Source organism: Phaeovulum veldkampii DSM 11550 (assembly GCF_003034995.1).
Lineage (GTDB): Bacteria > Pseudomonadota > Alphaproteobacteria > Rhodobacterales > Rhodobacteraceae > Phaeovulum > Phaeovulum veldkampii.
This window is the reverse complement of record NZ_PZKF01000051.1, coordinates 1-13,587: the sequence shown is the minus strand read 5'-3', so window position 1 is coordinate 13,587 and position 13,587 is coordinate 1. Positions and strand designations below refer to the sequence as shown.

Annotated in this window: 4 protein-coding genes; 3 read left to right on the top strand and 1 reads right to left on the bottom strand. The window is 59.3% G+C overall.

Going from position 1 to position 13,587, the window contains the following annotated elements; all coding sequences use genetic code 11:
- The 3 genes from C5F46_RS14445 to C5F46_RS14435 form a co-directional block, all read left to right on the top strand.
- On the top strand, positions 1–1,964 hold a 1,964-nt coding region (locus C5F46_RS14445), incomplete at its 5' end, for a restriction endonuclease (RefSeq protein WP_107326040.1).
- Positions 1,965–2,006: 42 nt separating this feature from the next.
- Positions 2,007–9,488 carry a sacsin N-terminal ATP-binding-like domain-containing protein gene (locus C5F46_RS14440; RefSeq protein WP_133618440.1) on the top strand — a complete coding sequence of 2,494 codons (7,482 nt, stop codon included), beginning with the start codon at positions 2,007–2,009 and terminating at the stop codon, positions 9,486–9,488.
- Complete coding sequence (locus C5F46_RS14435) at positions 9,475–12,117, top strand: DEAD/DEAH box helicase (protein WP_107326038.1); 2,643 nt, start codon at positions 9,475–9,477, stop codon at positions 12,115–12,117. Before C5F46_RS14440 ends, C5F46_RS14435 begins: the two co-directional genes overlap by 14 nt.
- 296 nt (positions 12,118–12,413) lie before the next feature.
- Here C5F46_RS14435 and C5F46_RS14430 read toward each other — a convergent pair whose 3' ends face one another.
- Positions 12,414–13,502: a site-specific integrase gene (locus tag C5F46_RS14430; RefSeq protein ID WP_107326037.1), complete on the bottom strand. Its 1,089-nt coding sequence runs from the start codon at positions 13,500–13,502 to the stop codon at positions 12,414–12,416.
- Between the last annotated feature and the right edge of the window lie 85 nt (positions 13,503–13,587).

The window sequence follows — 13,587 nt, the reverse complement described above, 5'->3', positions numbered from 1 at the left end:
TCAAGCTTGAAGACGGCGTGAACTACCACGAACACGTCCGCGTCGCGCTCGAAACCTATGCCCTGCAGCATCAGGCCCGCGTGGTGCGCCCGTTCATGCTGGTCGTGACCCAGGACACGACCCACGCCCGGCAAGTCAACGAGTTCGTCCAGTCCGACCAGTTCTTCGATGGGCGCTACAGGGGGCGCGTGATCGAGATCCACTCCAAGCTCACCGGCGAGGAAAGCGACGAGAACGCGCAGCGCCTGCTGAACATCGAGAAGAGCGGCGACACGGACATCGTGATCCACGTCAACAAGCTGAAGGAGGGGTGGGATGTCACCAACCTCTTCACTATCGTTCCGCTGCGCGCCTCGGCATCGGAGATCCTCACGGAGCAAACCCTCGGGCGCGGCCTGCGGCTGCCCTATGGCAAGCGCACTGGGGTCGAGGTTGTCGACACCCTCACAGTCATTGCCCACGAGCGGTTCAACGAGCTGATCGAGAAGGCGAAGGAGGAAAACGGCGTCACGCGCAGGCTGAAATCGGTTACAATCGGTGAAGGCGGCGATGTGCCAGCCTCCAAGCCGGTGATGGTGACCGCGCCGTCCCTTGTCGAGCAGATGGTCCTGCAAGCCGGTGCTGGCGCGCAGGCAGCAACAACTCCATCGGACGCATCATCGGTGAAGGACGGCGTGGCAACGACGCCGAACAGCTTCCAGGCTCCGCCAGCGCCCCCGTTCAAGTATGACAAACCCGAGGAGATCGGGCTGGCAAAGACCGTCCTCAACGTCGTCCTGCCGCAGATCAGCAAGCAGGTGGCCTCGATCAAGGACCTCGAAGACCCGAAGGTCGTCCAGCGGATCGCAGAGGCTGCCATGGCGGCCCAGAAGTTCGATGACGGCTTGTTTGCGACGGTGACGCCCGAGCAGGCTACGGCCGTCACGGCTGAGGTGTGCAAGCAGTTCGTTCAGCGGACGATCGCCATCCCGATGCTGACCATCACGCCGGAACAGCAGGTTTCTTTCGGCTTCAGACGTTTTGACGTCGATCTGAAGTCCTGGAACTACCAGCCGCTGTCGCGCGAGCTCTTGATCCAGATCCTCAGGACGGAGCAGCGCAGCCTGATTTCCGGCGATGCAGGCGGTGAGACACCGTCGCGGCTAGAGGATTACATCGTCGCCAAACTGATCGACGTGCCCGAGATCGACTACGACTCTCATGCGGCAATTCTCTATGATCTGGCAGGCCAGGTGGTCGCTCACTTCCGGGCGAAGCACTCGGACGACGAGCAGGTCCGGTCGATCCTTCAGGGCCATGCACGCCAGATCGCAGAAGCGCTCGTCGCCCAGATGAAGCTCCACATGTGGCGGGAGCAGACCACCTACCGCGTCACGCGGGTCTCGGCCTTCGATCAGCTGAAGCCGCAGACGTTCGATGGCAGCGGAAAAGACGCAATGCGCGATTTCCGCAGTCCGCCTGAACGCCTTAGCGACATGAAGCGCTTCATTTTCGTTGGCTTCGAGAAGTCCTGTTACAACATGGCAAAGTTCGACTCCGACCCTGAACGCCGGTTGGCGGTCATTCTGGAACAGGACCCCTCCGTGTTGCTTTGGATGAAGCCGGGGCCGAACCAGTTCAGGATTTACGACGAAGACAACGCCCCGTATCAGCCTGACTTCGTCGTCGAGACCAAGACTGACAAGCTCATCATCGAAACGAAGCGAGCGTCAGAAATGACGAATGCGCAGGTGATCAGGAAGGCCGATGCCGCCGCTTTGTGGTGCCACATCGCCAACCGTGCGAATGGTGATGGCGCTGGCATCAAGCAGTGGTCCTACCTGCTCGTTCCGGAAACCGCCGTGCTGCCGAATGCCACGGTCGGCGGATTGATGGCGACGCACACCCGGTCGGTCGATGCTGACCTCTTGTCGAGGTACTCCCTGCAAGACGAAAGCCAGTTTTCCAATAATGGAATTGCATAGGCAGCATGATCCACTGGAGCAGCGCAACATTGCCGTGTTCCTGTGGATTTACTGACCTTCTATTCGGTTGATCATCCGCCCAAAAATCTTGCCCGCCGCCGGGAACGCAAGGAAGCCATGTCCAATCTGACCACCCCGCCGCGCGCCATCTTTCGGCAGATCCAAGCAAACCTCAAAGACAGGTACTCGTCGGGGTTTCCTGTGCTGAAGGAACTCATACAGAACGCCGAAGACGCGAAAGCCGGAATGATCCGTTTTGTCGCGCATGAGGGTTGGCCGGAGGCGGATAATCCGCTTTTGAGGGTGCCCGGTTTGCTGGTGTCAAACGATGGCTCGTTTACCGAGAGGGACGGTCGCGGCATCCTTTCCTTCGCTGACAGCGCGAAAGGTGATGATTCAGGGACCATTGGCCGTTTCGGGTTTGGCCAGAAAGCGGTTTTTCATCTCTGTGATGCCTTCATCGTTCATGCCTTCGGGCATACGATCCCGTTCTCCGAAGTCGTGAACCCTTGTCTGGGGGTGATCGAAAACACCAAGGCCAAAACATGGGACACGATCGGCCCAACGGATCTGTCCAAGCTTGTTGCCGCATGCATGGGGATCAATCGAGGCTTGCTGCTCTGGCTTCCTTTGCGGCACGACGACATTCTGCCTGCGCCGAAACTCACCTTCATCGACAACCGACCACAGATCGAGGAACTGATATCGGGGTTTGTTGAAAACCGTGCTGAGCTGCATCTGACGCTGGCAGGGCTGCGTCATCTCAACCGGATCGAGCTTTGGCGGGATACCAAACAGATCGTCGGTCTTGGCCGCGCCCCCGACGCGCAGCGGATGCGCGGCTTTGATCCTGCCGGAGAACTGCGAGCAATCGGCTTCAAGGGAGTGATCAACGAGCAAGGTGCTGCAGCGTCAACCTATGTTGGGCGCGAGGTTTCCGGTGCCCAGGTTAAGCTCGATGCTCTTCGGAACTCAGAGCGTTGGCCGCAATCTCCCGTCTTCACCGAGGCTGGCGAGGAGATACTTCCCGAAAAGGCCGAGGTGCATGCCGCAGTCGTCCTGACCGATCGAACTAGCGGAACGGAAAGCTTGGTCGACTGGGCTGTGTTCCTGCCAGTAGCAAACGCGGCCAGACTTCGTTCAGATCGGGGTTCTGTGCGATTGATGCTGCACGGGTATTTCTTCGTCGACTCGGGCCGCCGGTTCATCGAGGGTTTCGATGCTTCGAGTGACGCCGCGGCTACGGTGCAAAGCGAATGGAACGCTCTGCTGCGGGACGAGGTTCTTTTGCCTCTTGTTCCGATGGTGATCTTTGATGCCTTTAAGGAAGGCGTGCTTTCGGATGACGACTTGGCCGGGTTGCTGCAAGCGCTCCTGCGCAGTGACTTTGGCCGAACACACCGCAGCGCCATTGCGGCGGAATATGCGCTTGCACCAGTGCTGGAGGAGGCCGAGGGCAAGATCACGGCGACCTGGAATCTGCTTCGGGCGGACGCCTCGCTGAGATGGATGCCGGCCGCCAATTCGCGCGGCCGGTTCACCTGTGCAGACATCCTGCCGGGCCTCACGGACTGGGCGCGAGGGCGCGGGCTCTTGCTGGTGGTGCGTCCTGCTGCACTCAGCGAGCGCGACCTTGGTTGGCATCCTGACGAGATCGAAGATTTGCTCGGGCAACTTTCACCTCGGGTGTTCTTGCAGGGCGGGAACGCGGTTGCTCTGGCGGAGCTACTGGATGTCGTCGTTGGGCAGGATGACCACTTGCGACAGGCTGCCGCGCCGATCCTGTTGGGCCTGCTTCGCAAGGGATTGCTGGAAAACACGAGCCTCGCCAATGAGGACCATCTTCGCGCCATCCTTGGATTCCTGCCACCGGATCAGGTCATCGGACTTCCAAAATCAGCGGGTCGCTCGCGCCGCATCCTGCGCAGCCTCGCCGAGGCGCTCGGTGGTCCGCTTTGCCTGTCTGAGGAACTGTTACCCGATGCGGCGATGCGGCAGAGCATCAGCACGGCCGAGGCGACCGCGCTCTTGCACGGGATTGCACCACTTCTTGAGAGCGGCGGCGATCATGAGGTAGCCGGTGCGGCAGCCCTCTGCATTGTCCGTCTTCTTGGACGGCAGCTGGCCGCGTTCCTCGATGATCCGGCCTGCCGACGACTGCATATCCTGCGGGCCACGAACGGCAGTGGACTTGCCACACTTGTCAGCCTGAGCGATCTCGTCGCCGCGTCACGGGAGCGACGGTTGTTTCGGGACAGTCCGCAGGCGCAGCAATTGGTAAAGGCGCTTTACGAAGCGGCACCGGAGAGAGGGGCCCTGATCATCCGCAAGGTCGAGGCTGACCTGCTTGATGCCATCGGCCACCCCTTCAGCTTTACCGATGCTACGCCAGAGAATGTCGCCGGGCTGATCGTCGGGTCTGGTGTCTTCGGCCCAGCGGGCGCGCGTGGTCGATATCTTCAGAAGCACTTCACGGAAGCACCAGAAGCGCGCCGAGCCATGCGAAGCATGGTGGTGGGCCAGATCTGTGATGACCATACCCGGCTATGTGCACTTGCCGATGGCATGGGCCCGGTTGCCGAGCTCGCGGCTAACCTCGTCGCCGACGAAAGTGACAGCCTGCTTGTGGACCGTGAAATTCTGAATGGCCTAAACGGACACCAACTGCAGCACGTCAAGATTGCCCAGGTCGATGGGGCCGAGCTAGGAGAGCTTCTCCACCGAAACATCGACAAGCTGCGCTCGCCGCCTTTGCACGACGAGACCGTGCTAGCTTTGCTACGATCCGACATCCCCGATGAGTACTTGCGAAACCTGCCGATCTTTCCTTCAAAGGATGGGCACAAGCTGACGGCTTCAGAGATCTGGTGGGTCAGTGGAGATTTTCCCGTCCCACCTGCTCTCGCCAGGCATGCGCCAATTCTGCGGCGCCTCAACCACGCCCCAAGCGACGCTCGCATGGAGCGGCTTGTCTCGCCTTGGACTCCCGCATCGCTGATAGAACTCGCACTGCGTCAATCAAACCCACAGACTTTCGCCCACGAAATTCTTGGGGCGCTTGCAACAGATGCCTCCTCTCTGCCGCCTGCAATCCATACGACGAAGTGGCTGACGGACCGACGCGGAGACGTTTGGGCACCGGATGAGATCCTGGATCTTGAACCGGACATTCTGAACGCGGCTCGCCAGTCTTTGGCGAAGGAATGCGATCTGTCCTTTTTGCCAATTGACGAACTGGCGCCTGAAACGTGCGATCCGGATGCCCAGAGAATTCTCCGCAATCGTCGGGTCATTCCGGACAAGGTTGGTTCTTTGGATCGGCTGATGTTGCTGATCGAGGACGCACGGCCCGTGGCGGTGATGGGAGAGTGCTTGCAGGTCGCCTCTGAGCTGGGGCTCATCGCCAAGCAGGGTGTGGACGTCGGCCTCCCGGGCTGGCCGCTCCTTGCCGCGCTTCTGCGCCTGTCTGACCGCCCCGCAGAAGATCTCCTGCGGGCCTTTGACACCGTCAGGCATGGCGATTGCCAGAGTGCAGCGCAATTCCTGTCTGCTCTGGAAGGCCTGATTGACGACCCTAAGAAGGGCGCTGCCACCTGGTCTGTCTATCGGGCAGCCTTCAAGGACCTTGCGCAGTGGGAGGATTCTGATCGTAAAGCAGTCTTCAAGCTTATCCGGGTGCGCACTGAGGCTAATACATGGGTGGACGCGGCTGCCGTCGCCCACACTGGCGGAGGCATTGTCCCCACGCACTTGTTGCATCGCGAACTGAGTGGCTACTTGCCGACACCGGCCTCTCAGAGCGAAACGAGCAACCAACGTCGAATGGAAAACGGCAAAGAGCTTGACGGGCAAAGTCCCGAAAAGCTGTTGGCGGCATCGGCAACCAGTCTAAAGCCGATCCTAGAATTCGCGCGGCCGCATGTGCCATCAGATCTCCTGCTGCTTCTTGTCGGGCTGGTCGGGCGAACCGACCCCTTCCGCGCCGTTGCGCGGCAAAGCCTTTCAGTGACCGAACATGATATAGCCCGCATCTGGAGCAGAATTGACAGTGACGTCGCTCTGCACTTCCAACCAGAGACCTTTGGACAGAAATTTGAAGACAAGCGTCTTTCGCGGTTCGTGCAATTCCAATCACTTACGGTGCCACCTTCTGAAATCTCGACCGAGACACTTACCGGAACTATTGCGAACCTCCCGACGGGCGAGGTCAAACCTCTGGGCGTCCTTGGGAACGTCCATGTTGGCTGGAAGAACTTTTGGCATAACAAGCAGCTTATCGGTGCGCGAACGCTCCAGATCGCGGCTTTCTCCGGGACGGCGGTTACATCGGCTGATGTGAAGACGCTGTGCCTGACCTTGGCAGAAGTCTTCATCGGCTACCGCAAAGAGCAGGCAGCTTGCCTGGAAGCGCTCGACCGTCTTGCCGACGAATGTGATCGGCTGGATCAGGCCACAGTCGATGCCGCGAGGGCCGAACTTGAAGATCGCTTTCCGCAGGTCTTGGACGAATTGAGACCTCAGAATGGGTCCGGGCTCTGGGAGGCTCGAAAAGCCTACAGGGACAGGATCGATTCCCATCCTGCCGGAAAGAGGCAAGAAGAAGCCCGACCGGCTGCAAAGCGTGAGCTATGGGAAAAGGTTGCATCCCCGAAGAAGGCTGACGAACTCCTCGTCGCCATACGACAGCGGATCAAGGATTACGGTTACGATCCTTCCCGTGTGCTCTTCGAGCTATTCCAGAACGCTGATGATGCGACCCATCAGCATCCAGTCTCTACGGAGGGGCGGTTTCGTCTGGAATATGGCGATGACCGGTTGGCCGTCAGCCATTGGGGGCGGTTGATCAACCACCCAGGCCCAAATGTCGACGAAGGGATAAAGAAGGGCTGGCGCAATGATCTCTTCAACATGCTGTTGATGAACCTTTCGGAAAAGCGCGAGGACGTGACTGGCCGTTTCGGTCTGGGGTTCAAAAGTGTGCACCTTCTTTCGAGGCGGGTGTCGATAGCAAGCCATTTCGTGTCCTGCCGGATCAAGGGCGGTATGCTTCCAGAAGCATGGGCTGAGGGTCGTGAGCTGTCGGTGAGGCGAAGCGCTCATGGGCGGCCGGCAACGGTGATCGAAGTTGAGATAGATCCTGAGGGTCACGAGGATGTAGGACGGGCGCTAGCTGATTTCACGCAGGCGGCGCCGTGGTTGCCAGCGATGAGCCGATCGGTCCGACATATCGAGATCGACGGTTCCGGAGACTGGTCTGCAGAGTTCTGCGAACTGGATGCGCAGCGGATCAGGCTGGTATCGTTCGGTGGGCGCGGTTTCGGTCATGCGCTCGCTCTCGACCTTGGCGAAGAGACAACTCTGTTCCTGCCGCTGGACATGCAGGGACCAGTAGCCGCGCCCGAGGGCTTGCCGCGTCTGTGGCTGCTGGCGCCGCTTGCAGAGGTGCTTTCCGTTGGCTGGCTGATGAACGGGAGACGCTTTCGGGTCGATCCGGGCCGCGGTCGCCTGGCTGGTAGCGAAACCGAGCGCCAAGGGATGTTTGCCGAGTTTGGACGCACGCTCGGGCTGCGGCTTGTGGAACTTCATGATCTGGTTACGCAGCATTGGGCTGTTTTGGCCGAACGCGCCGGGTTGTCGGACAGGTCAGAGGATCGTGGCCCACAAAGTTTCTTACGATCGCTCGACCGACTGTTCGCCAAAGATCAAGGCGACCCGCTTGCTAGCCAACTGCATGGGAAGGATCGCGGTTTTGGCAGGCTGATAGCGGAGCGCTCTGCACTGGCCACGGGTCTGCCCACGCCCTTTCGCCCTTTCCTGAGGGCTCATGAAGCCCGCTTCGTAATGATGGGGGCGATATCTGATCGCAAACTGCTTGCCTCGCTGAATGACTGGCAGGCAATGAGTGTGATCGGCGGCGCTGCCATAGCAGAGGAGGTTGCAGACCGGATTGAAAGCTTGGGCTTTGATCGTCCGAGATCATTCAAGCTGGTCGATCTGTTACGCCACGAAATCGGCGCGGAAAAACGCGCCGCACCTGATCTCGCGCAACGTCTTGGGAGGCTTGTCGATGACGATCTGGTAAAGTCTTTGGACAAGCAGGAAGAAGGCGAACTCTTGGAGTTTCTATCGTCCTTGTTGTTCAAGATGAGTGACGGGAGGTGGCACACGGCAGCCTTGCCCCCGCAAAATGCCACGGAAGGGGATGAGGAGGAACGGCGCGTTCTGGGGTTTGCACCTTCTAAGCACCTTGCAGATCGTGATTATGATGGCGCCGCATTGACTTTCTACCGCCTTGCAATGCGCCAAAGCGGCTTTCAGCGCGGACCAATCGCGCTCGCGCAGTGGGCCAAGCTTGCCAGTGACGAAGCCCTGCAGTGCGCTGTCTTATCTTACATCCTCGAGGGCAGGCATGGCAGAGAACTGGGGCAATTGTTGGCGGAAGATCGCCCCGGTTGGCTCCCAAATACATCGGACGAATTCCGCGCATGCCCATTTGGGAAAGCAGTTGCTCCCGAAGATTTGCCAGAATTGCTCGGAATTCTCTACCCCATTGAACAGCGCCTTCTTTGGTCCGGTGGGGTTCAACCCGAGGCTGAACATAAACCAGCCGACTCTCAAGCATTTCTTCGACGGCTTCACGACTGGTGGCAAGAGAACCACCAGAAGGAACGGATGACCTATGAGGCAAGGGTCTATCCGCATGGCTTCCACCCGCGTAACCTGGCAGCGCAGGATGTGGCATCCCGGCGTGAGGACTGGTTCACGTTCTTTGCGCTGGCAATCTTTCGGACTCTGGGCCGGGCTCCGGAGGGCGCGCATCGCAACTTTGTCAGTAGAGCGAGGCAAACGGGCTGGTGGCAGGAAATGGCCGAGGCGAAACTGCCTAACGACCCCAGCCCATGGCTGCTCAGGCTTGAAGACTTCGCTAGCGCCGACGCCTGGCGAATTGATTATCCTCAGTGGCGTCGGGCTTTGGCTGACCTTTACGTTCTGGCACGCTGGCTTCCTGATTACATCGATGCCTACCGTAACCTGCCGAAGGTTTTACAAACTCAAAAGGTGATCTCGCTGAAAGAAGTGTGGAAGCTGAGCGCATCGCCGATCTGGAAAAGGCGGGGACTTGAAGGCGCACCGCTGACGCAGAGTCTGGGACTTGGGGCCAACTGGTTGATCCGGGAAGGCCTGCGCGCCGGTCTGTGGGGTGAGGATGAACGAAATTACCTCTATCCCTATGGCTGGGCAGCCTCTGATCGCGTCCGCAGATTGTGTCGCAGCGAGCTTGACCTTGACTTGGGGGAGGCCGGGGACATGGACCAGACCCGTGAGATCTACGGCATTGTAAAAGATCACCTCGGCCCTGACGACGCAGGTTTCTTTGGCGATCTGGATTTGCCAATGCAGATCATCAGCGATGGGCGGCATGAGCAACAATTGCTAATGATCTCTGCAAGACATGGTTTCCTTGGAAGTGATTACCGCGTTCTGGACGACGACCTCATGGTGACGAACTATGACGAAGCTTGAAGCGGATCAGCTGGTTCGCCATCACATACATGGCGAGGGGTTTGTAGTGGCCGACCTCGGCCCTACGGTGCTGGCCCGGTTCGGCACAGCCATCCATCAAGTCGAGCGCGAGAGTATCAGCCTTCAGCGATCTCTCGAAACTGCGTTGCTGGGCGGCCAGATGGATGACAGTCGCGCTGTTCTCTGCAGGGCGCAGGCATTGGCCATCACTTCGGTGAACGATCAATGGGGAGTGTTTTCGCGTTCCCGAGTCCAATTGCTGCCGCACCAGCTTTGGGTGTGCCGACAAGTAACGCGCGCATGGCCAATTCGCTGGCTGGTTGCAGACGATGTCGGGCTTGGCAAGACGATCGAAGCCGGGCTGATCCTTGAGCCGTTGATCGCATCCGGCAGAGTGAGGCGTGTACTGGTTCTTGCGCCAGCACGGCTGGTTCCGCAGTGGCGGGCCCGAATGAAAACGATGTTCGATATCCGTCTGCAGGAGTTTACTGCGGACAGTGACCGAGGTCGTCTCAGTTTCTGGGAAACCGCGCACCAGGTGGTTGCGTCCTTCCACACCCTGCGCATGGAGAAGCCCCGCAAACGCCTGCTGCAAGCCGAGCCGTGGGACTTGGTCATCGTGGATGAAGCGCATCACTTCCAGGCGCAGGAGCGGGCAGCTACTCTGACCTACGGTTTGCTGCGCGAACTCCAGGATGCTGGTCGGATCGATTCACTGGTCTTGTTCACCGGCACGCCACACAGGGGCAAGGACTTCGGCTTTCTGGCACTCATGCAGCTCGTGCGGCCCGATCTTTTCGATCCGGAAAGAGAAATGAAGGAGCAGCTTTCGGCACTGCCGAATGCAATGATCCGAAATAACAAAGCACTGGTGACTGATCTCGACGGGAACAAGCTGTTTCGCCCGGTGGTAACCCGCTCCATTGACTACGGGTTTTCTGAAGCTGAGGCTGAATTCTATCATACAATGAGCGAATTCATCATCGATGGACGAGCCTATGCGGCAAGTCTTTCCGGCCGCCAGCAGACCGCCCGGATGCTCTTGCTGATCGCCCTGCAAAAGCTTGCGGCCAGCTCAATTGCCGCAATCACTCGGGCTTTGCGGCGCAGGCGAGCTATGCTGGCAAACACCCTTCTGGATGCAACGCCTCGTGACATCAGCGAACCTGAGACTTTCGACGAAATCGCTGAGGCCGAAGAAGCCCGTCCGAGCGAGACCGCAGTCTTGCTGATGCAGGATGAGATTGGCCGCCTCGACGAGATTTTGGCTCTCTCGACCGAGATTGACCGCGAAACAAAGATTGCAACGCTGCTCGACCTGATCGAACGTGATCTCCCTGAAGGTGAGCCGCTGCTCTTGTTTACGGAGTACAAGGCGACGCAAGCGCTTGTTCATGAGGCGCTCGAGGCGCGTTTCGGAAAAGGCTGCGTTGGCTTCATCAATGGTGACGAGCGTCTAGTTGTCTCCTCCGCCGCAGGCACTGAAACGGCAATCGTGCTGTCACGCGACGCTGCTGCTGACGATTTCAACGCAGGTCGGACCCGTTTTCTGATTTCCACCGAGGCCGGCGGCGAAGGCATCGACTTGCAGGAACGCTGTGCCGTGCTTGTTCACATCGACATGCCATGGAACCCCATGCGATTGCATCAACGCGTTGGCCGACTGAATCGCTACGGTCAGAAGCGTGCGGTAAGTGTCTTCCTGCTGCGTAACCCAGAAACGGTGGAAGCAAGGATATGGTCTCTCCTGCAGGAGAAACTTGCGCGGATTCAGGAAACCCTTTCCGCTTCAATGGATGATCCAGAGGACATCTCCCAGCTGGTCATCGGGATGGCTGGGAGCCAGTTCTTTGATGATATCTATTCACAAGGTTCTATGCGCAGCGGTAGTGGCCTTGCAGGCTGGTTTGACCAGAGTACTCAGCAGTTTGGCGGGCGTGATGCCGTTGAAACAGTGCGGGCAATGCTCGGGAATGTCGCTCGATACGATTTTCAGTCGGCAGGGGCGGAAATTCCCAAACTCGACCTTCCTGCATTGGAACCCTTCTTCCGCAACGCCATGGCGCTGGCAGGCCGTCGTGTTACGAAAGGTGACGAGGGCCTTTCAGTCGCTACACCTGAGGCTTGGCGAGGGAGCATCGAGCTACGCGACAGGTACGACGCACTCACCTTTGATCGCTTTATGCGCTCGGACCATTCCCTAACCAGGCTTGTCGGCATTGGCCATCCTTTGCTTGATCGCGCAATATCGCACAGCATGGATCAGCCGGTGTTCCTGTCGCGTGCTCGCGGCATTTCAGCGCCGCTTCTTGTAGCGCAAGTCGAGGACGAGATCACTGGCACTGGCGCTACAGTGCATAGGATCGTTGTTGGAATCGACGGCACCGGCGATATGGCCGTGGCGCTCCGCGATTGGGAGCTCCTGATGCGACTCAATGAGCTGGAGCCCATAGAGAATGCCGAACATTCACCCAGCCCTGCTGAGTGTGCGGCTCTGGATGAGTTGTGCGAGAAACTTGCGGCTACCGTCCTGGTTTCAGACCTTCCATTCAGGCGTCCCAAGCCTAGACGCATCATCGCACTCTTCCCGGAGCGCCAGTCGATCGACGGGTCTTCGATCAAACCATGAATGCACGAAGTGTCCAACGTGCTCTTGCGAATAAGAGAAGGCTGGACTTCAGGTCCAACCGCTGGCCCAGTCTTCGCAAGTTGAATTCGTTGGCTTACTTGGGTCGGGTCCGATTGTACCGCTGGTCTTCAGGTCGAAAAGGCTTACGCGGCTGACCGTGTCAGCAAGTTGAGACTGAAGCGCGTCCCCGCAACCATCATTACCTGCGTGCTCGGCAAGTCATGATCTGATCCTGCCCCCGCAACCATGCTCTGTCGCTTCCTTTCGTCGGTGGCTTGGTTCACGGGCGGCCCAACTCACTCGGCCGCGAAATTCTCCGCTGGGTAGGGCGCCCGCGCTGCCACGAGGCGATGCAGCGCCTCAGGCCGGATGTGAGTGTAGCGGCGCAGCATCTTCCAATCCTTGTGCCCGGTCACCAGCGCAACTTGTTCGATGGACAGGCCGACCTCGAACAGGCGGCTGGTGCCTTCGTGGCGGAGGTCATGGAAGTGGAGGTCCTTGACGTCAGCATCTGCGCAAGCGCGGCGGAACGCCGTGCCGACGGATTTCGAGTTGTAGGGGAAGATCGGACCCTTCGCGTTTCCGAGATGCTTAGCCTGCGCCATGACGAGGGCCCAGGCATCGAACCCGGTGGCGGCGAAGAGCGGGATCCGTTGGTCGTTGCCGGCCTTGTTTCGCGGGTCCTTGCGGTCCCGGATCAGGAGCATCCGGCGGTCTATGTCGAGGTCGCTCCAGTCCGCGCGGCAGATCTCGTCCAGCCGCATCGCGGTAGCGATGGCGAACTGCACTATGCGCGTCATGGGCATCGTCAGGCGCGCATTTTCGTCAAAGCAGCGGAAGAGGCGGCCGAGCTCAGCTGTCGTCGGGCGTCGGTCGCGCTCGATACCCTTGCCGATGAGACCAAGCCGCTTCAGTGCCACTCGGGCCAGATCGACGCCTTCCACGCGGATCTCCAGCCCATGGACGGCAGCGGCATGGGTCAGGATCATCTTGATGACGCCGATGTCGATGCCGAGCGTTACCGGACCTGCGCCCTGGTCTGCGCGCTTGCGGCCATACTCGATGAGCTTGTGACGATCGAGGTGCCCGATCTTCTCTTTCCCGAGGTCGCGCTTCAAGGTCGCGAGAGTCGCCGCCTTGCTGCGTCGGGGTGGTTTCCCTACGGCGCACATATCGGCTATATGAAGGTCAACCAGGTCACCGAAAGTGTGCAGGCGGGCCACGGACGATCGGTTGGGCGGCAGCCCCTGATCGACCAGGGTCTCGGCTTGACGCGCCCATTTCTGGGCGTCGTCACGGCGCAGGAACGTCTCGCTCGCGTAGCGGCCCTTCCGTCTGACTTGGACCCGGTAAGCACCGGAGGGAAGCTTGGTGATCGAGGCCATTTTCGTGTGCGCTATGTGTGCAGTGAGTCGTCGAAACAGGGGATATTTGGGGCTATCAGGGCGTAGTCTGGCGTGGACACAAACT